At 65.9% G+C, this 23,363-nt stretch carries 24 protein-coding genes; 15 read left to right on the forward strand and 9 right to left on the reverse strand.

Annotation, left to right across the window (positions count from 1 at the left end):
* Window positions 1–132 precede the first annotated feature (132 nt).
* Window positions 133–1,761, forward strand: a complete 1,629-nt coding sequence (locus C2I19_RS04630) for a methyl-accepting chemotaxis protein (RefSeq protein ID WP_103901542.1) — start codon at window positions 133–135, stop codon at window positions 1,759–1,761.
* A gap of 11 nt (window positions 1,762–1,772) precedes the next feature.
* Here the strand turns inward: C2I19_RS04630 and C2I19_RS04635 are convergent, their stop codons facing one another.
* The 7 genes from C2I19_RS04635 to C2I19_RS04665 form a co-directional block, all read right to left on the reverse strand.
* Window positions 1,773–2,594: a class I SAM-dependent methyltransferase gene (locus C2I19_RS04635; protein ID WP_103901543.1), complete on the reverse strand. Its 822-nt coding sequence runs from the start codon at window positions 2,592–2,594 to the stop codon at window positions 1,773–1,775.
* A gap of 464 nt (window positions 2,595–3,058) precedes the next feature.
* A complete protein-coding gene (locus C2I19_RS04640) occupies window positions 3,059–3,727 on the reverse strand; it encodes an META and DUF4377 domain-containing protein (RefSeq protein WP_103901544.1) in 669 nt (222 codons plus the stop codon).
* A 50-nt stretch (window positions 3,728–3,777) separates the two neighbouring features.
* Window positions 3,778–4,458, reverse strand: coding sequence for an META domain-containing protein (locus C2I19_RS04645; protein ID WP_103901545.1), 681 nt, complete (start codon window positions 4,456–4,458; stop codon window positions 3,778–3,780).
* Between the two features lie 77 nt (window positions 4,459–4,535).
* On the reverse strand, window positions 4,536–5,909 hold the full coding sequence (locus C2I19_RS04650; protein ID WP_103901546.1) for an NAD(P)(+) transhydrogenase (Re/Si-specific) subunit beta: 1,374 nt from the start codon (window positions 5,907–5,909) through the stop codon (window positions 4,536–4,538).
* A 3-nt stretch (window positions 5,910–5,912) separates the two neighbouring features.
* Window positions 5,913–6,212 carry a proton-translocating transhydrogenase family protein gene (locus C2I19_RS04655; protein ID WP_103901547.1) on the reverse strand — a complete coding sequence of 100 codons (300 nt, stop codon included), beginning with the start codon at window positions 6,210–6,212 and terminating at the stop codon, window positions 5,913–5,915.
* Window positions 6,205–7,371, reverse strand: coding sequence for a Re/Si-specific NAD(P)(+) transhydrogenase subunit alpha (locus C2I19_RS04660; RefSeq protein ID WP_103901548.1), 1,167 nt, complete (start codon window positions 7,369–7,371; stop codon window positions 6,205–6,207). The genes C2I19_RS04655 and C2I19_RS04660 overlap by 8 nt, the downstream gene beginning before the upstream one ends.
* A gap of 328 nt (window positions 7,372–7,699) precedes the next feature.
* A complete protein-coding gene (locus tag C2I19_RS04665; RefSeq protein WP_103901549.1) occupies window positions 7,700–8,464 on the reverse strand; it encodes a substrate-binding periplasmic protein in 765 nt (254 codons plus the stop codon).
* Window positions 8,465–8,578: 114 nt separating this feature from the next.
* Between C2I19_RS04665 and C2I19_RS04670 the strand changes: the two genes are divergently transcribed.
* From C2I19_RS04670 to C2I19_RS04730, 13 genes are all read left to right on the forward strand, one after another.
* Window positions 8,579–9,568, forward strand: coding sequence for a sensor histidine kinase (locus tag C2I19_RS04670; RefSeq protein ID WP_158253638.1), 990 nt, complete (start codon window positions 8,579–8,581; stop codon window positions 9,566–9,568).
* 9 nt (window positions 9,569–9,577) lie between these two features.
* Window positions 9,578–10,165 (forward strand): TMEM175 family protein, encoded by a 588-nt coding sequence (locus C2I19_RS04675; protein WP_103901551.1) that lies wholly within the window; start codon window positions 9,578–9,580, stop codon window positions 10,163–10,165.
* Between the two features lie 66 nt (window positions 10,166–10,231).
* Window positions 10,232–10,411: a DUF3460 family protein gene (locus tag C2I19_RS04680; protein WP_103901552.1), complete on the forward strand. Its 180-nt coding sequence runs from the start codon at window positions 10,232–10,234 to the stop codon at window positions 10,409–10,411.
* A 61-nt stretch (window positions 10,412–10,472) separates the two neighbouring features.
* Window positions 10,473–11,141: a class I SAM-dependent methyltransferase gene (locus tag C2I19_RS04685; protein WP_103901553.1), complete on the forward strand. Its 669-nt coding sequence runs from the start codon at window positions 10,473–10,475 to the stop codon at window positions 11,139–11,141.
* A gap of 111 nt (window positions 11,142–11,252) precedes the next feature.
* Window positions 11,253–11,666 (forward strand): biopolymer transporter ExbD, encoded by a 414-nt coding sequence (locus tag C2I19_RS04690; RefSeq protein WP_103901554.1) that lies wholly within the window; start codon window positions 11,253–11,255, stop codon window positions 11,664–11,666.
* The gene (gene tolA / locus C2I19_RS04695; protein ID WP_103901555.1) at window positions 11,663–12,574 is read left to right on the forward strand and encodes a cell envelope integrity protein TolA; all 912 of its coding nucleotides are present in this window, start codon (window positions 11,663–11,665) and stop codon (window positions 12,572–12,574) included. The genes C2I19_RS04690 and tolA overlap by 4 nt, the downstream gene beginning before the upstream one ends.
* A gap of 32 nt (window positions 12,575–12,606) precedes the next feature.
* Entirely contained in the window at window positions 12,607–13,893 is a 1,287-nt protein-coding gene (gene tolB, locus C2I19_RS04700) for a Tol-Pal system beta propeller repeat protein TolB (protein ID WP_103901556.1), read from the forward strand.
* Window positions 13,894–13,907: 14 nt separating this feature from the next.
* Complete coding sequence (gene pal, locus C2I19_RS04705; RefSeq protein ID WP_103901557.1) at window positions 13,908–14,429, forward strand: peptidoglycan-associated lipoprotein Pal; 522 nt, start codon at window positions 13,908–13,910, stop codon at window positions 14,427–14,429.
* Window positions 14,430–14,542: 113 nt separating this feature from the next.
* On the forward strand, window positions 14,543–15,292 hold the full coding sequence (gene ybgF / locus C2I19_RS04710; protein WP_103901558.1) for a tol-pal system protein YbgF: 750 nt from the start codon (window positions 14,543–14,545) through the stop codon (window positions 15,290–15,292).
* A 397-nt stretch (window positions 15,293–15,689) separates the two neighbouring features.
* Complete coding sequence (locus C2I19_RS04715; RefSeq protein WP_158253639.1) at window positions 15,690–17,129, forward strand: L-tyrosine/L-tryptophan isonitrile synthase family protein; 1,440 nt, start codon at window positions 15,690–15,692, stop codon at window positions 17,127–17,129.
* A 1-nt stretch (window position 17,130) separates the two neighbouring features.
* Entirely contained in the window at window positions 17,131–18,558 is a 1,428-nt protein-coding gene (locus C2I19_RS04720; protein ID WP_103901560.1) for a hypothetical protein, read from the forward strand.
* Between the two features lie 12 nt (window positions 18,559–18,570).
* Window positions 18,571–19,281 carry an HAD-IA family hydrolase gene (locus C2I19_RS04725; RefSeq protein WP_103901561.1) on the forward strand — a complete coding sequence of 237 codons (711 nt, stop codon included), beginning with the start codon at window positions 18,571–18,573 and terminating at the stop codon, window positions 19,279–19,281.
* Between the two features lie 14 nt (window positions 19,282–19,295).
* Entirely contained in the window at window positions 19,296–20,480 is a 1,185-nt protein-coding gene (locus tag C2I19_RS04730; protein ID WP_103901562.1) for an MFS transporter, read from the forward strand.
* Here C2I19_RS04730 and C2I19_RS04735 read toward each other — a convergent pair.
* Window positions 20,441–21,739: a bifunctional transcriptional activator/DNA repair enzyme AdaA gene (locus C2I19_RS04735; RefSeq protein WP_103901563.1), complete on the reverse strand. Its 1,299-nt coding sequence runs from the start codon at window positions 21,737–21,739 to the stop codon at window positions 20,441–20,443. The two genes, C2I19_RS04730 and C2I19_RS04735, sit on opposite strands and share 40 nt — an antisense overlap.
* Before the next feature lie 138 nt (window positions 21,740–21,877).
* Between C2I19_RS04735 and C2I19_RS04740 the strand changes: the two genes are divergently transcribed.
* Window positions 21,878–22,714: an isocitrate lyase/PEP mutase family protein gene (locus C2I19_RS04740; RefSeq protein WP_103901564.1), complete on the forward strand. Its 837-nt coding sequence runs from the start codon at window positions 21,878–21,880 to the stop codon at window positions 22,712–22,714.
* A gap of 210 nt (window positions 22,715–22,924) precedes the next feature.
* On the opposite strand, the gene C2I19_RS04745 is transcribed toward C2I19_RS04740, so the two are convergent.
* Window positions 22,925–23,272, reverse strand: a complete 348-nt coding sequence (locus C2I19_RS04745; RefSeq protein WP_103901565.1) for a hypothetical protein — start codon at window positions 23,270–23,272, stop codon at window positions 22,925–22,927.
* Window positions 23,273–23,363 lie beyond the last annotated feature (91 nt).

Here is a 23,363-nt window from a genome sequence, read left to right on the forward strand (position 1 = left end):
AAGAAAAGCCGCGCGAGCACATCGTTTTGCGCATCGTTCGGGCAAGGTCTATTTTTCAGCCATGGCGCGCGTAAACTATTGATCGGACTGGATGGACTCCGCTTGCGCGCGCGGCTGCCCGGGAGAGCACTGATGCTGTCGCAATTCTCAGTCAAACAAAAGCTGCTGTTGGGCTACGGCCTGTTGATCCTGATTCTGATCGCCATCGTATTCACCGCGGTTCTCAAGTTGAATGCGATACAGGCCAAGCAGGCGGAAATCACCGAGAACCGCTATCCCAAAGCCGCTTTGGCCAGCGGCGTGGTGTTGACCACATTCAAGATAGGCGCGCAAACGCGGGACGCCATCATGGCCAGCACGCCGCAGGCCATAGAAACCGCCATTACTCAAGTGGAGGCGCTGCGCGCGCAGAATACAGACAGCTTGAATCAGCTGGACAAAGTGCTGGTGGCGGCCAAGGGACGCGAGATTTTCGGGCGCGTGATGCAGACCCGCCATCAGTTGTCCGAACAGTACGCGCCGTTGTATGCGCTGATCCGAGGCGACAAGGACGCCGAGGCGCAGGCGTTTCTGCAGAAAAACTTCATTCCCGCCAACGAAGCTTTTTTGCAGACGCTGAACGAGTTGACGGCTTATGAAAATGACAAGGTGCAGCAGGCGGTGGAAGACAGCCGGGCGGCCCACAGCCAGGCGGTGAACATCATGTTGATTTCGTCTGGCGTGGCTTTGCTGGTGGCGGTGGCCATCGCGCTGACCATAGCCAATCTGGTCACCACGCCGCTGCGCAAGTCAGTCGCCCTGGTCCAGCATATCCAGCAGGGCGACCTGTCCGGTGCGGACGAGCCGCTGCAGCCTTCGCGCGACGAGGCGATGGAGATCGCCCGCAATATCCAGAACATGCGGCAAGGCCTGCGCGAGGTGGTATCCGCCATTCAGGGCAACGCCAATCAGGTGTCCGACTCCGCTCACGAGCTGGCCAGCATGGCGCAGCAAGTGGCCACCGGCGCGCAGCGCCAATCCGAAGCGACGGCGGAGGCGGCGGCCACGATCGAGCAACTGACCGTCAGCATCAACCACGTGGCGGACAATTCCGACCAGGCCTCGCGCCAGGCCAAGGACGCGGGGGATTTGGCCTATCGCGGCGGGCACGCGGTGCAGGCCTCGGTCGGCAAGATCCAGTCAGTCAGCGAGGCGGTGGCGGCCACGTCGGAGGAGATGCGCGTGCTGACCGGGGAGGTGCAGCGGATAGGCAATATCGTCACGGTGATCCGCGACGTGGCGGATCAGACCAATCTGCTGGCGCTGAATGCGGCGATCGAGGCCGCGCGCGCCGGCGAGATGGGCCGCGGTTTCGCCGTGGTGGCGGATGAAGTGCGCAAGCTGGCCGAGCGCACAGCCAGTTCCGCGCGGGAAATCACCTTGATGATCACCGCCATCCAGCAAGGCGTGGAGAAGGTGGTGGGCAGCATGGAGCAGAGCCTGGCCAGCGTGGACGCGGTGAGCGGCAGCGCGCGCGAGGCCAGCTCCTCCATGGACGAGATCGAAAGCAGCACCCGTTCCATCGTCGGCACCATAGGCAATATCACCGGCGCGCTGGGCGAACAGCGCACCGCCAGCCTGAGCCTGGCGCAGAATATGGAGCAGGTGTCGCAGATGGCGGAGTCCAACAGCGCCACCGTCGAGGAGCTGGCCACGACCTCCAGCGAGCTGAACGCCTTGTCGCACGCCTTGCAGGGCGTGACCGCGCGCTTCAGGTTGTAGCAGCCGGCAGCTTAGTAGGCGAAGCGCTCGCGCAGGTCCATCAGATTCAGTTCGTCCAGAATGGCCAGCTGGCGTTCGCGGGCGCTGCTCTTGCCCTTGCCGGTCTTCTTGGCGATGATCAGCTCGTTCTTCATCGAGTGCTCCCAGCCGACCAGTTCGGTGACGGTCAGCTGGTAGCCGCGCGCTTCCAGTTGCAGGCAGCGCAGCACATTGGTCAGCTGGCTGCCGAACTCGCGGGTGTGGATGGGGTGGCGCCACAGCTCGGACAGCGGCGTCTTGCCGAAAGTCTCGTTCTTCTTCTGCCGCAGCACCGACGCCACCTCGGCCTGGCAGCACGGCACCAGCACGATGTACTGGGCGTCCTTGGCCAGCGCGAAGCGGATGGCGTCGTCGGTGGCGGTGTTGCAGGCGTGCAGCGCGGTGATGATGTCTACCTGTTCCGGCAGCTCGGTCGAGGTGATCGACTGCGCCACCGTCAGGTTCAGAAAGCCCATGCGCTCGAAGCCCAGGCGGTCGGCCAGCTCGCGCGACTTGTCCACCAGCTCCTGCCGCGTTTCCACGCCGTAGACATGCCCGGCGCCTTTGTCCTTCAGGAACAGGTCGTACAGGATGAAGCCGAGGTAGGACTTGCCGGCGCCGTGGTCGGCCAGCGTCATCGCGCCTTTCTTGTCCAGCACGTCGGCCATCAACGGCTCGATGAACTGGTACAGGTGGTAAACCTGCTTCAGTTTGCGGCGGGTGTCCTGGTTGATCTTGCCGTCGCGGGTGAGGATGTGCAGCTCTTTGAGCAGCTCCAGCGATTGCTGGGGTTTGATTTCGGGAATCAGGCTCATGGCGGCCTCCTGCAAATTCAATGCCGCGATTGTAGCAGAGCGGGGCGGCGGTGCCGGTCTTGGACGCGCCAATCGCGCCATGCCGTCATGGGTGGCGCGGGCAAGACCAGGGGCCTGCCCGCCCTACGGCGGGTGTCATTCCTTGGGCGGAATCGCGATTCAAATCGCCACGCGATTGGCATGCTCACGCCCATGCCAAGGCGGGTAGGGCGGATAGGCCACAGGCCTTGCCCGCGGCGCGATGAGCTTTTGGATCGAACAAACGCCGATGGCTCTTACCCGATGCCGTCATGGGTGGGGCGGGCAAGGCCAGGGGCCAGCCCGCCCTACGGCGGTGTCATTCCGTGGGTGGAATCGCGATTCAAATCGCTCCCGATTGGCATGCTCACGCCCATGCCAAGGCGGGTAGGGCGGGCAGGCCATAGGCCTTGCCCGCGGCGCGATGATTATGATTGAATCGTTCCTCAGGGCTTCTTCACCACTTCCTGCTCCACCACCATGTCCAGAATCCAGCGCAGCGACGACGCGTCGGCCGGCGGATTGTCCACCTTCACTTCCTTGATGCGCAGGCGATAGGCCACGCCCGGCTCGGGCTGGAAGCCTTCGATCTCGCCGTAATGCAGCTGCCACGGTTTGGATTTGTCGTCGCGCACTTGCAGGCACTGCATCGGGGCGACGCCGCTGCACGGCTTGCGCTCGGCGGCGACGTAGATGAACTTGATCTCGCCCTGCGGCAGCTTCTCGAAGCGCATGGCGTCCTTGCCCTCGCCTAGCAGCAACCGGCCTTGCTCCAGCTTGACCGGCATGCCGGCTTCCAGTTGGCGGCTCAGCGCGGCGTCGCGCTGCATCGCCTCCGGCGGGCACATCATCATGGTGGCGGCCAGCGGCTTGGCACTGAGCTTGCCGTCCGTCAGCGCGGCCGGGCCGAACATGCCGTTGCAGCCGGCGCGGATGGACAGGCGCTGCTCGTCGATCTGCAACTTGGCGGCGGCGGGGCCACCATCGATTTGGCGCCATTCGCCCTTGAGCTGGGGCAAGGTGAGCGCGTTGGCGACAGGGGCGGAGGGCGTGGCGGCGCAGCCGGCCAGCGCGGCGGCGGCCAGCGCCGGCAGAATCAGGCGATGGTGCATCATGTCTTCCTAATGTAAATAGGATAGGACGCCGCGGGCTGGCCGCGGTTCCCTCAGTCCGCCAGCGGGCTCACTGTTTCCTGGTAGATCACCTTGACCAGCTGCAGCGTAGGATGTCCGCCGTCGGCGGCCGGCTCGCCCTGCAGTTTCAGGTAGTAGCTGTGTCCCGGCTGCGGCTGGAAACCCGATATCGCGCCGGCGTAGCTGAGCCAGGGCTGGTCTTCGCGGCCGCGCAGCCGCAGGCAGGCGCCGGTTTCGCAATGCGCGCTGCTGACGTACCAGTATTGTTCGCCGGCTTCTAGGCGCAGCGCGGCTTGCGCGGGCTTGGCTGCCTGCGCTGCCGGCGGCGGCGCGGCCGTCGCAGCGTCGTTGACTCGCTCGAAGCGGTATTCGGCCTTGCCGGCTTTCAAGGTCAGATACTGCCGGTTTTCGGACGGCAGCAGCCGGAACGGCGCGCCCAGCAGCTTCAGCAGCGCCTGTTCGCGCTGCATCACCTCAGGCGCGCATGCCATGCGGGTGCTTGCGACCTGATGCCGGCCTTCTTCGTCTATGCCCAGCGTGAAACGGTTGCAGCCGGCGAAGCCGCTGATGCGGTTGTCGGCGATGCTCAATGTGGGCAGCGGCGCGGATTTGGCTGGCGACTGCAGCCGCCACTCGGTGTGTTGCAGATCGGGCAGGGCCTGGGTCGGCAGCATCATGCTGCCGCTGACGAGAAGGGCGCTGAGGGAGGGCATGCGGTCTCCTGTTCTTATCGAGCGAAGAAAGCGAAACGCCCGCCTGCGGCGGGCGTTGCGGACCGCGGGCGGCGTCGTCAATGTACGGCGTTTTTCAGCAGGTCTTCCACCACTTTTTTGGCGTCGCCGAAGACCATCATGGTTTTATCCATGTAAAACAGCTCGTTGTCCAGACCGGCGTAGCCGGCGTTCATCGAGCGTTTGACCACGATCACGTTGCGCGCCTTGTGCGCTTCCAGGATGGGCATGCCGTAGATCGGGCTGGCCTTGTCCTTCTGCGCCGCCGGGTTGACCACGTCGTTGGCGCCTATCACCAGCACCACGTCGGTGGTGGAGAAGTCGGCGTTGATTTCCTCCATTTCCAGCACGTGTTCGTACGGCACTTCGGCCTCGGCCAGCAGCACGTTCATATGGCCCGGCATGCGGCCCGCCACCGGGTGGATGGCGTAGCGCACGTTGACGCCCTTTTCATGCAGCAGCTCGGCGAACTCCTGCAGCGCGTGCTGGGCGCGCGACACCGCCAGGCCATAGCCCGGCACGATGACTACCTGGTCGGCGTTGGCCATCAGGAAGGCCGCGTCCTCGGCGCTGCCGGCCTTGTAGGGCTTGGCCGCGCCGCCGCCCGCCGCCGGGCCGGCCGCCGTTTCCGCGCCGAAGCCGCCCAGGAGCACGCTGACGATGGAGCGATTCATCGCCTTGCACATGATGTAGGACAGGATGGCGCCGGATGCGCCGACGCAGGCGCCGGCGATGATCAGCACCGGGTTGTTCAAAGTGAAGCCGATGCCGGCCGCCGCCCAGCCGGAGTAGCTGTTCAGCATGGACACCACCACCGGCATGTCGGCGCCGCCGATGGGGATGATCAGCGTCACGCCCAGCACCAGGGCCACCGCTAGCATGGCGAGGAAGGCCGCCTGGCTGTCTGTGGCGAAATAGGCGATGCCGAAGCCGACCATGGCCAGCGCCAGGATCAGGTTCAGCAAGTGCTGGCCGGAGAAACTGACGGCTTTGGCGCCGAAGCGGCCGGACAGCTTGCCGTAGGCGATGACCGAGGCGGTGAAGGTGATGGCGCCGATGAAGGCGCCGATGAACAGCTCCACCTTCTGCACCGGGGTGTGCGACACGCCCTGATGGAAGATGGCGGCGACGGCGATCAGCACGGCGGACAGGCCCACCAGCGAGTGCATGGCGGCCACCAGTTCCGGCATGCCGGTCATTTCCACCGTGCGCGCCTTCCAGCCGCCTATCACCGCGCCGGCGGCGATGGCGCCGGCGATCAGCGCCAGCACCGGCTTGTCCAGGATCAGCAAGGTGGTGAGCACGGCGATGGCCATGCCGACGATGCCGTACAGATTGCCGCGCCGCGCCGAGGCCGGGCTGGATAAGCCCTTCAGCGCCAGGATGAACAACACGGCGGCGACGAGATAGAGAACTGCGGATAGGTTCTGCATCGTTTACCCTCTGCTCTTTTTCTTGAACATGTCCAGCATGCGTTGGGTGACCAGGAAGCCGCCGAAGATATTGATGCTGGCCAGGAAGATGGCGATGGCGCCCAGCACCGAGGTGAGGGTGATCTGCTGGCCATTGATGTCTACCACCTGCAGCATGGCGCCGACGATGATGATGCCGGAGATGGCGTTGGTCACCGCCATCAGCGGGGTGTGCAGCGCCGGCGTGACGTTCCATACCACGTGGTAGCCGACGAAGACGGCCAGCACGAAGATGGTGAGGCTGGTGAGGAAGGGATCAACCATGGTGCGGCTCCTTGTCGGTTTGGGCGGCGGCGGCCGGCTTGGCGGACGCGCCGAAGCGCTGTTCGCCCTGGTGCGCGACCAGGGTGGCGGCGACGATGTCGTCGTCCAGGTCCAGCTTCAGTCCTTCCGGGGCCAGCAAGAGGCCGAGGAAGGTCAGCAGATTGCGCGCGTACAGGCTGGAAGCGTCCGCCGCCAGCATGGCCGGAAGATTGGTCAAACCCACCAGATGCACGCCGTTGTCGGACAGGCGGGCCTCGCCGGCGCGGGTCAGCTCGCAGTTGCCGCCGGCCTCGGCCGCCAGGTCCACGATGACAGAGCCCGGCTTCATGCCGGCCACGGCGGCGGCGGACAAGAGGCGCGGCGCCGGTTTGCCCGGAATCAGGGCGGTGGTGATGACGATGTCCGCGGCGGCGGCGCGCGCGGCCAGCAGTTCGTTCTGCCGCGCTAGGAACTCGGGCGTCATCTCGCGGGCGTAGACGCCGGAGCTGGCGGCCTTCTCTTCCTCGCTCATCGGCATTTCGACGAACTTGGCGCCCAAGGACTCTACCTGCTCGCGGGTGGCGGGGCGTACGTCGTAGGCCTCCACCACCGCGCCCAGGCGCTTGGCGGTGGCGATGGCCTGCAGGCCGGCCACGCCCACGCCCAGCACCAGCGCGCGGGCGGCCTTCACCGTGCCGGCGGCCGTCATCAGCATGGGCATGAAGCGCGGATAGAACTGGCAGGCCAGCAGCACCGCCTTGTAGCCGGCGATATTGTTCTGGCTGGACAGCACGTCCATGCTCTGCGCCCGCGTGGTGCGCGGCAGCAGCTCCAGCGCGAAGGCGGAGACGCCGCGCGCCGCCAGTTGCGGCAGCAGCGGGTTGTGGTAGGGCGACAACATGCCGATCAAGGTCGAGCCGGGCTTCAGCGAGGCGATGTCGTCGGCCTCCGGCTGGCGCACGCACAGCGTGATGTCGGCGTTGGCCAGCAGCGGCTGGCGCGCGTCGACGACGCTGGCGCCGGCGTCGCGGTAGGCGGCGTCCGGGATGGCGGCGGCCAGGCCCGCGCCGGCCTGCACCGAAACGGCGTGGCCGGCGGCGACCAGCTTTTTCACCGTTTCCGGCGTGGCCGCGACACGGTGCTCTCCGGCCAGCCTTTCAGCTGGAATGGCGATGTGCATCTGAGAATCTCCTGCGAATGGATAGGGAAATCAGGATTTTGTAACGGCCGTGCGCGGCGGCGTCGTACGGCGGTTTGAAAAATATTAAAAGCATGCTGCAGTGCATTATGCAAGCCATATATTGGCTACCGTATATCGTCTGACAGACTGGCCAGGGGCGCGTTTCCAAAGCCCTGTCTTGATTGAAGCGGAAGCGGATGTAAGGAATATGACAAGGAGGCGCTCGAGGCGAGGAGGCCAAAGCGTTGACCGTATGCCCCGGGGCGGGAGGATGTAAAGCGGGGAAAACCGCAGCAATCGCCGCGGTTTGCGTTGGATCAGCGGCGGTCTATTGTCCAGTGCCGCTGCCGCGGTACAGATCCAGCTTGAAGCGGTCCAGCGTGCCGTCGGCGCGCAGCTTGGCCAGGCCGGCGTTGAACTGAGTCATCAGCTGCTCGTTGCGCGGGGAGCGCTGCATCAGCAGGTGGCCGTAATGGATGCTGAACGCCTTCTCCTCGGTGGTGATCAGGTCGCGCGCGCCGGGCGGAAAGGCGTGGGAGGCCAGCAGCTGCCAGCCGGTGAATTCGTCTATCGGGAACAGTTCGATGCGGCCGGCCAACAGTTTCAGCAGATTGGTCTTGTCATCGTTGGCCTCCTCCACCGACAGCGCGCCCTGTTGCATCAATTGGCGGAATTCCGCGGTATAGGTGTAGCTGCGGGTGGCGCCGAAGCGCAGGTTGCTCAGATCGCGCAATTTGCGCCAGCGCGGCATGGCCAAGTCCTTACGGCGGAACAGCAGTTCGCGGTGCTCGGAGATAGAGGCGCTATACAGAAATTCCTTGGCCTTTGCCGGGTCGTCGAACCAGAACGAACTGGCCTGCACATCGCCATTGCGCAGGGCTTCCAGCGCCCGGGCCCAGGGCATGAAGCGAAAGCGCACCTGCACGCCTTCGCGGGAGAACGCTTCTTTCACCACGCGGCTGACGAAGCCGAACTCGGGCAGCTGTTCGCCGCACCACGGCGCGTATTCGCCGGTGGAGATCAGCAGTTCGGCGGCCGGCGCGGGCGCGGCCCAGCAGCATAGCGACAATAGTAGCGCCAGCAAGGCTTTCATGGTGGATTGACCTCGGATCGGCTTTCCTTAAAGTTATACACCGGGCGAAATGTTTTCCCATGATCTGTCTTGATGCATCTCAATCGCCCGCTGGATAACCGCGAGGTGAAATCTATGGGCCGATACCCGTTTCTGGCGCTGCCGGATTTCCGCAATCTGGGCGTGATGCTGCGTATTTTGCTGCTGCCGCTGTCGCTGCTGCTGGCCGATGGTTTGCTGGCGGCGGGCGAGGCCGAACCGATGTGGCGCTGGTTGCGGGCCGCGCTGGCCCTGGTGCCCGGCAGCTTGCTGGCGCTGGCCCTGCTGGCCTTGTCCAGCCCTTGGCTGGCGCGGCGCGTGCTGGGCGCGTGCTGGGCGCTGGCGCTGATAGGCGGCAGCTTCGCGCTGTGCCAGTGGCAGCTGCGCGACACGCTGAGCCAGCCCTGGAGCGCGCCGCTGCTGGCCATGCTGGCGGGCGGGGTGCTGTTGCACTACCTGTCGCTGCGGCAGCGGGCGCTGTCGCCGGCGCTGGCCGAGGCGAGGCTGACGGCGCTGCAGGCCCGCATCCGGCCGCATTTTCTGTTCAACAGCCTGAACGCGGCGATCGCCTTGATCCGGCTGCGGCCGGAGCGGGCCGAAGGCGTGCTGGAAAATCTGGCCGAGCTATTCCGCGCCCAGATGGCGGACCCGGCGCGCGCGTCCACGCTGGCGCGCGAGGTGGAGCTGGCCCGGATGTATCTGGCGATAGAGTCCGAGCGCCTGGGGCCGCGGCTGAAAGTCAGCTGGCGGCTGGACGCGCCGCTGGACGCCGTGTTGCCGCCGCTGATCCTGCAACCGCTGGTGGAGAACGCCGTCTATCACGGCGCGGAGCGCATGGCCGGCGAAGTGGAGATCGTCGTGGCGGCCAGGCTGGCCGGGGGGCAGCTCGAACTGACGCTGGATAATCCCATGCCGGATGGGCCGGAACCGGAGCGAGCGGGCAGCGGCATGGCCTTGTCCAATCTGCGCGAGCGGCTGGACCTGTTCTTCGACGCCGAGGCCAGCCTCGAGGCGGCGCGGCGCGGCCAGCGCTACCATACTCGCATCCGCTTGCCCTATCATCGGGCGGCGGAGGCGGAACGATAGGAGCAGATCATGGGCAAGAGCAGGTTGGAGGCTTTCAGCGACGGCGTGATCGCCATCATCATCACCATCATGGTGCTGGAGCTGAAAGTGCCGCAGGGCACGGACTGGCGGGCGCTGGCGCCATTGTTGCCGGTTTTTCTGAGCTATCTGCTCAGCTTCGTCTATGTGGGCATCTACTGGAACAACCACCACCATTTCTACCACGCCGCGCAGCGCGTGGACGGCCGCGTGCTATGGGCCAATCTGCACCTGTTGTTTTGGCTGTCGCTGATTCCCTTCGTCACCGGCTGGATGGGGCAGAACCATTACGCGGCGCTGCCGGTGGCGCTGTACGGCATGGTGCTGCTGATGTGCTCCATCGCCTGGTGGATCATGCAGCAGGCCTTGCTGTGCCTGCCTGGCAATCGCACCCGCTTGTCCGAGGCGCTGGGCGGCGACATCAAGGGCAAGGTGTCGCCGGCGGTCTACTTGCTGGCGATCGCCGCCGCCTGGTGGCATGCCTGGCTGGCCGGCGCGCTGTATCTGGCGGTGGCTTTGATGTGGCTGGCGCCGGATAGGCGCATCGAGTGCCTGTTGCGGGAAGAGGAGAAGCCGTGACGCGGCGTGGCGGCGGCCGCCATATTCGTTTAAACTATCGCGATCCATCCATCAGGGGTAGGGACGATGTACCAGTCCGAATTCACCAAATTCATGAACGGCTTCCTGGAGCAGCATCCGGAAGTGGACAGCGAGCGCCGCGAACTGCGCCTGACGCTGTGGGACCGCGAGGTCAGCCTGGACGATCAGCGCCGCTGGAAAGAATCCAGCGTGCCGCAGAAGCCTTACGTCTACCAGCCGGAATAAGCGCCGGCCGGTTCGCCTCCAACGCCCCTCGCGGGCGTTTTGTCATTCTGGAAGTCCGAATATGACCCGCCACACCGTGGCGCTAGACAGCGCCCTTTCCGCCTATCTGTTCGATATTTCCGTCACCGAGCATCCGGCGCAGCGCGAGCTGCGCGAATTCACCGCCGGCCACCGGCTGGCCAAGATGCAGATTTCGCCGGACCAGGGCCAGTTCATGGGCTGGCTGGCCAAGCTGATAGGCGCGCGCCGCTATCTGGAGATCGGCGTATTCACCGGCTACAGCGCCTTGACCGTGGCGCTGGCCATGCCGGAGGATGGCGCGGTGGTGGCTTGCGACGTCAGCGAAACTTTCACCGCCATCGCGCGGGAATACTGGGAGAAGGCCGGCGTGGCGGCGCGCATCGACCTGCGGCTGCAGCCGGCCTTGGCCACTTTGCGCCAGCTTCTGGACGAAGGCCGGGCCGGCAGCTTCGACCTCGCTTTCATCGACGCCGACAAGCCGAGCTACCGCGACTACTACGAAGCCTGCCTGCAACTGGTGCGTCCCGGCGGCGTCATCGCCATCGATAATATTTTCCTGTCCGGCCGCGTGGTGGAGCCGAAGCCGGAAGATCCGCCCGGCGTGCACTTGGTGCATGCCTTCAACGCCAGCCTCAAGGCCGATCCGCGCGTGCAGATGTGCGTGCTGCCCATAGGCGACGGCCTGACGCTGTGCACCCGGCGCGCATAGCGGCGGCAGAACTTACCGCATCGCAAACACTCTGAAACCTTTTGGCCTCAGCATCGTTATGAAGTGACGATGCTATGATGACCGTTTGACCGAGCCGAGCCCGTATCCGTCATGCTGAATCGCCGTCCCCGCCGCCAGATGAACCAGATGAACGTCGTGCCCTATATCGACGTGATGCTGGTCTTGCTGGTGATATTCATGGTTACCGCCCCGATGTTCACGCCCGGGGTCATCGACGTGCCCAGCGTATCCGAGGCGCCCGCTATCGACGTGCGGCCGCTGGAGGTTACGGTGGACGCCGCCGGCAAGATAGAGTTGATAGACGGCGAGCAGAAGAGCCGCGTCGACTCGCTGGACGACCTGGCCAGCCAGTTGAAAGAGCGCGTAGGCGCCGAGCAGCGGCCGGTGGCTATCTCTGCCGACGCCAATCTGAAATACGCCGAGGTGGTGCGGATAGCCGATCGCCTGCACCAGGCCGGTGTCAAGCGCGTGGCTCTGACCGTCAAGCAGACGTCCAAGCAATGAACGCCAAACCGTCCAGCTCGCTGCGCCCGTGGAGCGTGATCGCCTCCGCGCTGTTTCACGCGGCGGTGATCGGCCTGCTGCTGTGGGGCGGTTTGCAGACCACGCCGCCGCCGACTCCCGCGCCGCTGGCGCTGGAGTTGTGGACCACGGCGCCGCCGCCGCCCGCGACGGCGCCCGTTCCCGTCGCGCCGGCCCCGGCGCCCAAGCCTGTTCCCGCGCCGCAAGCGGTGGTCGCCGCGCCGCCGGCCGAGGTGAATCTGGGCAAGAAGGAAGCGCCGAAGCCGAAGCGGGAAGAAAAGCCCAAGCCGGCGGAGGCGCCCAAGCCCGAACCCAAGAAGCACGAGCCCAAGCCCGAGCCGAAAAAGCCCGAACCCAAACCGAAGCCGGCGGAGCAGGCCAAACCCAAGCCTGAACCCAAGCCGAAGCCGGTTGAGGAGAAGAAAACCGCCAAGACCGCGCCGCCGCCCGCGGCCAAGCCGGGCCACCGCGTCGCCAAGGCCTATAACAACGAGGCCGACGACCTGTTGTCCAGCCTGGACAGCACGCGCACCAGCGGCAAGCCCAACGCGCGCAGCGACCAGGCCGGCAGCAAGAACGGCATCGCCGGCGGCGCGGTCAACGGCTCCGGCGTCAGCGCCGGCTGGATAGACAAGGTCAAGGCCAAGGTGACGCCGCTGGTGCAGATCCCGCCCGGCATCAGCGGCAATCCGGCTGCGCAACTGCGGGTGACGCTGCTGCCGACGCTGGAGGTGAAGTCCGTGCAGCTGGTGAAGAGCAGCGGCGTGCCGGCTTACGACGACGCGGTGCAGCGCGCGGTGTGGGAGGCCAAGACCTTCCCGAAATTGCCGGACGGAGCCAGTTTCAATGATGGCTACCGTACGTTTACCCTAACGTTCCGGCCGCATTGAGCGGCTGTTTGCGACCATGCACTGAGGAAAACATGCCGAGTTTGAAAGCCCTGCTGCGGGGCGCGCTGCTGGCGGCGATGCTGCTCGCCGGCGCCGCCCGCGCCGAACTGAATATTGAGATCATAGGCGGCGGCGCCAACCGCCACGCCATTTCCGTGCTGCCGTTCAAGGACGAGGGCCCCACCCAGGGCAACCTGACGCCGGTGATCCGCAATGACTTGGCGCTGTCCGGCGCCTTCCGTCTGGTGGACCCCGCCGCCGTCGCCAACGTGCCGTTCGAGCCGGCCGACGTCCGCTACCCGCTGTGGCAGGCCGCGGGCGCGCAGTCCATCGCCATCGGCAAGGTGGAAAACGCGGGCGGCGGCCAGATCAAGATCAGCTTCCGGCTGATGGACGTGTCGCAGCAGAAGCAGCTGGCCGGCGCGGAATTCACCGTGACGCCGGACCGCAGCCGCCAGGCGGCGCACGCGATCGCCGACCTGATCTACGAGGCCATCACCGGGCAGAAGGGCTTCTTCAACACCCGGCTGGCCTATGTATTGAAAACCGGCCGCAACTACGCGCTGCAGATTTCCGATGTGGACGGCCAGCGCAGCCAGACCATACTGCGCTCGACCGAGCCCATCATCTCGCCGAGCTGGAGTCCGGACGGCCGCCATATCGCCTATGTCTCCTTCGCCAGCCAGAAGCCCGTGATATGGGTGCAGGACCTGGCCACCGGCCAGCGCCGCGTCGCGGCCAACTTCAAGGGCAGCAATTCCGCTCCGGCCTGGAGCCCTGACGGCAGCCGGCTGGCCGTGGTGTTGACCACCAGCGGCAACTCGCAGATTTACGTCATCAACGCCGCCGGCGGCGCCGCGCGCCGCCTGATGTACAACGGCGGCATCGACACCGAGCCGACGTTCAGTCCGGACGGCTCGATGATTTACTTCGTGTCCGACCGCAGCGGCGGCCCGCAAATCTATCGCGTGCCGGTAAACGGCGGGGATGCGCAGCGCGTTACTTGGGACGGTAACTACAACGTTTCGCCGAAAGTGTCTCCGGACGGCAAGACCCTGGTCTACATCCGCCGCGCCGCTGGCAATTTCCGCGTAATGTCGCAAGATCTGGCAACTAATGACACGCGTCTATTGTCTGATGGTAGTTACAGTGAGCGCCCCAGCTTCGCGCCCAATGGACGCATGGTGCTGTACTCCAGCGATATTGGCGGTCAAAGCGTGTTGTACGCGGCCAGCGCCGACGGCAGCAGCAAGGTGAAACTGGCAGTGCTTAATGGTGATGTACAGGACCCGGCATGGGGTCCATTCAATAATCCTTGAACGGGAGCCAAACAATGAAATTGAAACAACTCGCCCTTGCTTCTGCAGTCGCCACCTTGCTGGCCGCTTGCGCCAGCACCAAGCCGGCCGAAGCCCCGGCCGCGCCGGCCGCGTCCGCTCCGCAAACGCAGGCTCCGGTGAGCTCCGGCAGCGATCAGAGCGCAGTGGCGATGGATCCGCTGAACGATCCGAACAGCCCGCTGGCCAAGCGCAGCGTGTACTTCGCCTTCGACTCCTCCGCCGTCGACGGCGCGGGCAAGACCACCGTGGCCAACCATTCCGACTACCTGAAGGGCCATGGCGACAAGAAGGTGATCATCCAGGGCAATACCGACGCCCGCGGCAGCCGCGAATACAACCTGGCCCTGGGCCAGCGTCGCGCCGAAAGCGTCAAGCACGCCATGGAAGTGCTGGGCGTGAAGGAACAGCAGCTGGAAGCCGTCAGCTTCGGCAAGGAAAAGCCGAAGGCCACGGGCAGCTCCGAGGCCGACTACGCCGAAAACCGCCGCGCCGACATCGTCTACCAAGGCCAGTAAGCGCGACCCAGCGGACGGCCCGACGGCCGTCCGTTTTCATTTTGATTCCGCCGGATGCCAAGCCGCCGCTCAGCCGCTATGATGTCCGGCATTGTTCATTCATCGGAACGCCCATGAACCGCATCGCCATCAGTAGCGCCCTGCTGTTGACGCTGGCCGGCTGCGCCAGCACCAGCGACCTGGAAGCCACCCGCCGCCAGCTGGATCTGGTCAACCAGCAGGCTACGACCCGCATCGCCGCGGTGGAGACCAAGCTGTCCAATGACAAGCTGCTGGAAATGGTCAACCAGGTGGATACCCTGAAGGCCGAAGTCGCCAAACTGCGCGGCGACGTCGAGGTGCTGAACTACAATCTGCAAACCACGCAGAAGCGTCAGAACGACCTGTACAACGATCTGGACGGCCGCCTGGGCAAGCTGGAGGGCGCGGCGTCGAGCAAACAGGACGCTTCGCAGCCGGCCGCTGCCCAGCAGCAAGCCGCCGCCGGCGACGGCCAGGGCGCGCCGGACTACGACAAGGCGCTGAATCTATTGCGCGCGCGCGACTTCCCCAACTCGATCAATGCGCTGGGCGCCTTTCTCCAGCAGAACCCGCAAGCGCCGCAGGCGGCCGAGGCCAGCTACTGGCTGGGCGTCGCCCATACCGCGCTGCGCCAATACGATGCCGCCATCGAGATCCATCGCCGCTTCGTCGAGCAGTACCCGAACAACCACTTCGCGCCGGACGCTCTGCGCAATATCGGCAACTGCCAGCGCGAGCTGGGGCAGGTGGACCAGGCCAAAAACACCTACCGCCGTCTGATCAAGCTGTATCCCAAGAGCGACGCCGCGCTGAAGGCCAAACAAGCGCTGGCCAGAATGTAATATCTTTGCGCGCTCCCGCCGCCTGGCGGGGGCGCGCCGCTTCTCCTCCCTCCTCGTTTTCTCCTGCCTTTCCCAGCAAGCCCGCCATGCTGCGTCACATTTGTTGTCTCATTGCCACGGACCGCTGTCGGCAAGTGGACGAATAGAGACTTTAAATGTTATTGTCATTAATATAGTGTAAATATCATTCTTAAACCATAATTCTGCGCCCGGCATCAGATCGGGCCGGACGCTCCGCTCAGGCAACCATCCACTTCGTTTCCACCGGCTCCGCGCCGGGCAAAGGGACTGAATGATCACGTTGTCACCACCGCCGCGCCGCGCGTCTGGAGAAACGGACGCGCCCCCCCAGTTGAACGAGGAGCAAAGGCGCAGCCAGATATCGTCTGGCCACCGTTTGATACGTCTGGTCCGCCAGAAGCGTTTCCATTTGTATTCGAAGGCCGAATTCCATACCCGCGCCGTGCGTTTGCCAGCGGACTACTGGCTGCACCATTTCGTGCCGGCCTTGCGCGCCGGCATGAACGAGACCATGGCCCAACGCCTCAGCGCGGCTGTGGCCCGGGCGCGCAGGAACGCCGGTTTGTATGGCGTCGCCAAGCCCGACGTGGCCGAATTCATCGCCGAGGCTTTCTTCGACAATTGGTGGTTCAAGGCCAAGGAGGACAATATGTCGCGCGTGACTCTGCGCGACCGCGTCCGCGAGCTGATCGCCCAGGGCAAGCCCATCCGCCTGCACCTGCCCATCCTGTCGCGCAAGCCGTTCAGCCCGGTCAAGAACCGAGGGCCGCTGCCGGACCTCGCCGAACTGCATACGCTGGCGCGTTGCGCCGAGGCGGCCCAGGTCATCCATGCGCTCAGCCCCACCGGCTGCCAGTTCGTCATCCTGGCGGACGGCTTCAAGTACAACCGGGCCTGCAGGACGCCAGACGCCTTCGTGGCCGCCTACCAGGACGGCTTGCGCTACTGGATAGAACAGTTGGGGATAGGCGACATCGTCAAGCTGGAGAATTACGAGCAATGGGTGACGGCCGGCATTCCGGCCGCCCTGGCCGAGGAGCGGACGCGGCGTTACCAGACGCATTGCCTCGCGCTGGAGGAACGTTATGGCGAGCATTTCGACGCGGACGAGCTGGACGAGGGCATGGCGGCGCTCGAGCGGCTGGACGATGTCGGCGGCCAACTGAGCTTCACTTTTTGGTCCGTGGTCGGCTCGGTGTATTACGAGGAGCTGTTCGCGCTGGCCGAGACGGATTCGTTCGCCGATCGCCATTACGGCGACGAGGTCCAGCAGCTGTATATCGCCTATCTGTCCTCGCTGCACCGCAACCTGGCCGAATACCGCTTCCAGGGCCTGCATCTGCCCATGCTGGGCTATTTCCCGCCGGAGCGAACCCGCGAGCTGTTCCGCGCGCTGCGCCGGCGGGCCTGGGAGGCGGCGATCCGCTATGTCGCGATCTCGCTGACCGACCGCGACCTGGACGTGGTCCGGCGCATAGATGGCGACGCCATCAAGCTGACCATACACGGCAAGAAGGGCGAAGTGCACTTCCTGTCCGCCACCAAGCAGGACGTCAATATGACGGCCCAGCATTGCTGCGGCGGCGTGGCCGCGTCGGCGGAGGGCGCCAAGCTGACTTTCCGCTACCGGCTGGAGCGGGAGTCGCTGGGCGAGGTGCCGGTCCTGATCGAGCGCTTGCCGGACACGGCCTTCTACCGGGAAAAATACGGCGCGCTGCACGCGCTGCAAAAGCTGGACCAACCTATCTGCTACGCGTCGGCGGCGGAACTGGCCGGCAACGGCCTGATGCACACCTTATTGCTGAGGAAGGGATGATATGACGACGAGCAATCTGTTCGCCGGGCGGGAGCTGTTGAGCGAGTCCAATCTGCATAAGGTTTTCTCCAGCGAGCTGGGCGGCAGCCTCAGCCTGGAGCCGCGCGCGGAATCGACCAGCGTTTCCGCCGATGGCGTGAAGGAAATGCTGGGCAGTTGGCGCGCCGCCATCGAGCGGGAGGCCGCCGCGCTGGCTCGGCTGGCGCCGAGCGCGCTGACCGATCTGCCGCCTGGCTGCCTGTACGAGAACCAGGACCAGCCTGACTGGCTGCTGGCGGCGCAGGCGTGCGAGATTTTTCGCAATCCCATCGTCAGCAAGAACGCCGGCCGGCTGGACGTCAAGGCGCTGCAGCGCAATATCCGCGACTGGCTGGGCCGGGAGGGCGCGCCGACTCTGCTCATAGGCTGGGGCCAGCCCAAGCGCTCGGCCGGCGGCCTGAAGGCCTTCGGCCCCTACGCCGACCTGGCGGAAATGTACGCCATCGGCCGCTTGCTGGTGATCGTCCGTGCGCTGGAGAAAGTGGCGGGCCGGCCCATCAAGCTGGCGGTGCTGACCGGCGGCAGCCGCTTTTTCGAAGCGTTTTTCACCCGGCCGGCGCTGACGCTGCGCTACGACCAGCAGCGCCAAGCCATCGCCGATGCGCTGGCCGGCCCCGGCGTGATCGCGTTCCAGGCGTATTCGCAGGCGGTGGGCGATGGCGGCCATACCGCCATTTCCGGCGAGCGGGCCATCAAATTCAAACAGACGCTGGCCGGCGTGTCTGATGAAATGGCCGCCGCCAAGTTCGGCACCGTGCTGCTGAATGTCGACTGGGAGCATGTATTCGCGCCGGATCCGGCGCAGCGCCACCCGGCTCCGCACGGCCTGCCGCTGCCGGCCAGCGTGGCGGACTGGCTGGCGACTGGCGACGCCAACCGCCTGGTGCGGGCCGCCGTCACCAGCCTGATCTCGCCGCGCCACCAGGCCGCCTGCCTGGAAATGATAGGCAGCGAAACCGTGCTGGAGGACGCCATCTCCTTCATACAGAGCGTGGCGTGGGAATCCACCCGCAAATACATCGCCCTGCACCTGATGGATGGCGGCGACGAGACGGCGGGCGCGCCTGAGGCAGGCGGCCGCAACGCGCTGCGGCTGACGGTGCATGAGAAGGACAAGCAGCGCGATATGCCGGCCATCTTCACGCTGGGGCCGCGCGGCGGCAATCAGCTGTCCCAGCATGTGCTGGCCATGGTGGGAGAGCGCGGCGAGACCGTCTTCGGCGCGTACGCGGAATTCTGGGCCGGCGCGGCGCGGGCGGTGCGTCTGGAGCCGCAGGGCGACTATCCGGCGTTCGCCTGGCTGGCGGAGTCGGGGCAACCGCTGTGCCTGTCGTCGGCGGACGACGACGCGCTGCTGCAGGCGCTGTGTCGCGCCTCGGCCGCGGCTTGAGCGGGAGCGGGCATGAGCGATGGCATGATGAATACGCCGGCGGACGCCGGCCTGGTCCTGTTCGATCTGGACGGCACGCTGGTGGACACGCTGGACGATGTGGCGCTGGCCATGAACCGGGCGCTGCGGGAGCTGGGCCTGCCCGAGACGGAAACGGGGCTGGCGCGGGAGTGCCTGGGGCTGGGCGGATTGGCGTTCCCGCGGGCCGCGCTGGCGCGGGCGGGGCGCGAGGGCGAGGCGCTGCTCGCCGAACTCAACGCGCTTTATCTGGAGCATTACGCGCAGGGCCTGGTCGAGCATTCCCGTTTGTATCCGGGCGCCGCCGCCGCGCTGGACGCGCTGGCCGGCCAGGGCGCGGCGCTGGGGCTGTGCACCAATAAGCTGAGCCGCTTCACGCTGCCCTTGCTGGACAGCCTGGGCCTGGCCGGCCGGTTCGACGTCATCGTGTGCGGCGATACCCTGGACTGGAAGAAACCGGACCCGCGGCCGCTGCTGCACGCGGCCCAACTGGTGGGGCGGGAACCGGGCGCGGCCGCGCTGGTGGGCGACACCGCGATAGACCGCCAGGCCGCCCTGGCAGCCGGCATGCGCTTCATCCACGCGCGCCATGGCTATGGCGAAGGGCTGGACGGCGAGGCATGGTCAGTGGGGGCGCTGGGCGAGCTGCCGGCGCTATGGGCCGATTTCATCACCGGCGCGGCGCGTAGCCGCGCCATCGCTTGAAGAGGGTGTCTGTCATGGAAAAGCCTTCCCGCGACATCCTGGTCCTGGCCTTGGGCCAGGCCTTGACCAGCACGGTGGTGTCCCTGCTGACTTCGGTGTCCAGCCTGTCCGGCGCTTATCTGGCGCCGGAGCGCTCGCTGAGCACCCTGCCGGTCACCGCGACGGTCCTGGGCGCGCTGTTGATGATTTATCCGGCATCCATGCTGATGGGCCGCATGGGCCGCCGCAGCGGCTTCATGTTCAAGGCCGGCATAGGGGTGCTGGGCGGATTGGTCTGCGGCCTGGGGCTGTGGGCGCAGAGTTTCGCCACGCTGATCCTGGGCGCTTTCCTGCTGGGGATATTCAGCTCCTTTGGCCAGTATTACCGCTTTGCCGCCATAGACGCGGCGCGCACGCCGGCGGAGCGCACCTCCGCGGTATCCATCGTCACCGGCGCAGGCGTGGTTGGCGGGGTGACCGGGCCCTTCCTGGGCGGGCATTTCGCCGGCGCCCTGGCCGGCGTGCCTTATGCCGGCGCCTTCGCCGCGCTGGCCGCGGTGTGCGTGCTGCTGGCCCTGTCGCAAATGTGGCTGTCGACTGGGCTGGGCAAGCATGCGGACGCGCCGGGCGCGCCCGCCAGGCTGGATCTGCGCAGCGATTTCGCCAAGGCCAGCGCGCTATGCGCGATAGGCTTCGCGGTGATGACGCTGGTGATGAACGCGACGCCGATTTCGCTGCAGATGTGCGGATTCGGCGTGCAGATGTCCGCCCAGGTGCTGCAGGTCCACTTCGCGCTGATGTATCTGCCCTCGCTGTTCAATCCGACACTGGTGCGCTGGTTCGGATTGCGCGGGCTGGTCGCGGCCGGCATCGCGATCAGCGCCGCCGGCTGCCTGATGACGCTGCTGCCCGCGCAGAGCTACGCCGTCTATATGGCGGAGCTGGCGCTGTCCGGCATAGGCTGGAACTTCATCTTCAATGGCGGCACCCTGCTGTTGGCCAACACCTACCCAGCCTCGCTGCGGGTCAAGGCGCAGGGCATCAATTCGCTGGTGGTGTACAGCGCCAATGTGCTGGCCTCGTTCGGCGCCGGCGCCTTCATGGCCTTCTATGGCTGGCAAGTGGTCAACGCGGTTTGCCTGCCCTTGCTGGCCGTCGCCGCGCTGGTGTTGCGTTCGGGTCAGGAGGCCGCGCGCAAGGCGTATTCCGGCGGCGCGTGAGCGAGGCGCGTTTCCTGGTCGGTGGCCATGAGCAAGTGGCGCGCGGCATAGGCGCGCCACGGCCGCCAGCTTTCCATCCTGGAGGGCGACAGGTCCGCGGCTTCGCCTTCCCGCGCGAGCAAGACGGCTTGCCAGTCTGGCTCGGAGGGCAGCTGGTCTGGCCCGTCAGTTAGCGATTCGGCCGATTCCGGCAGCGCGAAGCGCAAGGCTGGGAAGGCGGGGTGGGACAGCGGCAGGCCGCGCGTTTCCAGCCACGCCAGCCTGTCCGGGATGGATAGCCTGCGGAAGAGGATTTCGCCGCCATCCCAAACGCCGGGCAAGCGCAAGCCGGTTTGCAGCGGGATCAGGCGCGCCAGCAAGGGGTCTTGCGCCAGCTGACGTTCTATCGGTTCCATGTCCGCGGAGAGGTCGAACATGGCCTTGACGCGCGCCAGCAGCCGCGGCAAGGCGCGCAGGCGGGGAAAGCGTAGGTCGACGCGCAGGGCGCGCTGGCGCGGCTCGTGGCTTACCGTCAGCACGCCGCATTCGCCGTCCAGGGCGATGGCCCGGACGTACTGCTCACCGACGATGGTTTCCAAGCCCGGCGCGGCCTGGCTCCGCAGATGCGCCAACATGGCCGGCCAATGGTAGGGCGGCCGGTAGCGCAACAGCAGGCTGATGTGGTCTGGCGCGGCTTGCGCCGCGTCGGCATCGCGCCGCAAATCGCCGGGCGGCCGCTGGTAAAGCTGTTGGAACACCTCGTTGAAGCGCCGCACGCTGCCGAAGCCGGCGGCGAAGGCGATATCGGTCAGCGGCAGCCGGGTTTCGTGTATCAGCTGCTTGGCCAGCAGCACTCGCCGCGTCTGCGCCACGGCCTGCGGCGAAGCGCCCACGTGTTGGGCGAACAGCCGCCTCAGTTGGCGCTCGCCCACGCCCAGCTTGTCGGTCAAGCTTGCCAGGCCGGCTTCATCCAGCAGGCCTTGTTCGATCAGCGCCAGCGCGCGCGCCACGGTGTGGGAGTGGCCGCTATTGGGCACGCCGCGCCAGGCGCCTGAGTCCGGGGCGGCTTCCGGCCGGCAGCGCAGGCAAGGGCGAAAACCAGCCTCTTGCGCGGCCGCCGCCGTGGGGTAGACCAGGATGTTTTCGCGCTTGGCGGTGCGGGCCGGGCAGATGGGCCGGCAGTAAATGCCGGTGCTGCGCACGCCGATGAAGAAGCGGCCGTCGAAGCGGGCGTCGCGGCTGGCCAAGGCGCGGTGGCAAAAATCGGGGTCGAGTTCCATCGCATGATGATGGCGTGAAAGCGTATGCCAGGCCAGCGCTTTCCGGACGGGAATTCCTCAATTGTTCAAGGCCGATTTCCGCCAGTCTGATGGGCCGCGGCGCGCGATGATGCGGCCATCACCCACAGAGGAATCGCCATGATCGCGCCCTTGTCCGCTTTTCACCGTTTTCGCCAACTCAACCAACAGGGAGGGCTGCTGCTGCCCAATGCCTGGGACGCCGCCAGCGCCAGGCTGTTCGAAGCCGCCGGCCATCCCGCCATCGCTACCACCAGCGGCGGCATCGCCTACGCCCGAGGTTTGGGCGATGCCCAGCGCCTGACGCGCGAGGCCATGTTGGGAGAGATCGCCGCCATCGTCCGCAGCGTGGACGCGCCGGTCAGCGCGGACATCGAGGCGGGCTATGGCTTGTCGCCGCAGGATGCCGCGCTGACCGCGCGCGGCGTCATCGAGGCCGGCGCTGTAGGCGTCAATCTGGAGGACAACGGCCACGGCGCATTGCCGCAGCCCCTGTTCGCCATCGAGGCGCAATGCGCGCGCTTGGCCGCCGCCAGGCAAGCCGCCGACGCCATGGGCGCGCCGCTGTGGATCAATGCCCGGATCGATGCCTATCTGTTGGACTTGGGACGGAATGCCGAGCGGCGCTTCGCCGAAACGCTGGCGCGCGGCAACGCTTACCTGGCGGCGGGAGCGGACATGGTGTTCGTGCCCGGCTTGGCAGACCCGGCGGAGGCCAAGCGTCTTGCCGCCGGCCTGAACGGCCCGCTGAACCTGATGGCCTTGCCTGGGCTAGATGGCGCTAAGCCATGGTTCGACGCCGGCGTCAGCAGGGTTAGCTTGGGCGCGGGCCCGATGTTGGCGGTGATGGGCTTGGTGCGGCGCATAGCGGAGGAGGCGAGAGCGGGCGAGTGGCCGGCCATGTCGGCACATCATTATGGCTTTGCCGAGGCGGAGGCGCTGTTCGAAAGGCGTTGAGCTTGCGGCCTGCATGCGGCTTATCCACAGCCGGCCATTGTTTCTACTTTTATCCACAAATTCGGCTGCCGGCAGCTCAGGCTTGTTGGAAGCGATGTCGTCCATGCGTCCTAGATGAGTGCGCGGGGGACAAAACAAGCGCTTCGGGCGCTACGGAATAGGCGCGCGCCGGCAAAATGGTTTTGCCGGCGGCGCAAGGCTGTCAGGGCATCAGTTGCCGTTCTTGATCTGCTGGCTGACGCCGTTCTCTTCCTGGTTCAGCGTTTTTTGATCCTGCTTGGTGAGATGGCCGTGGTCCAGCTTGGCCATTTCGCGTTCCTGCTGGCGGATATTGTGGTCTTCCTTGTGCAGTTTGCGCGCTTCGGCCCGGCTGATCTGGCCGTTTTTCGCTTCCTGATGGATGCGCTGGTTCTGATTGGCCAAGCGGTGGTTGACCTCGGCGCGGCGCGGATGATTCTTCTGCCACTGGGTTTCATCGGCCAGAGCCGCGCCGGAGCAGGCGAGGCCGCAGGCGGCGAGCAGGGTGGTGGCGAGGGTGGCGTGAGCGAGCGTGTTCATGTCTGGTTCTCCTGTATCGGGCAGAGGTTTGCTGCCTGTTTGCAGGATAGGCCGGAGCCGGCGGGGCAGGTGTTGCCCGCCATATGTACAT

This window comes from Chromobacterium alticapitis (genome assembly GCF_002924365.1).
Taxonomy (GTDB): domain Bacteria; phylum Pseudomonadota; class Gammaproteobacteria; order Burkholderiales; family Chromobacteriaceae; genus Chromobacterium; species Chromobacterium alticapitis.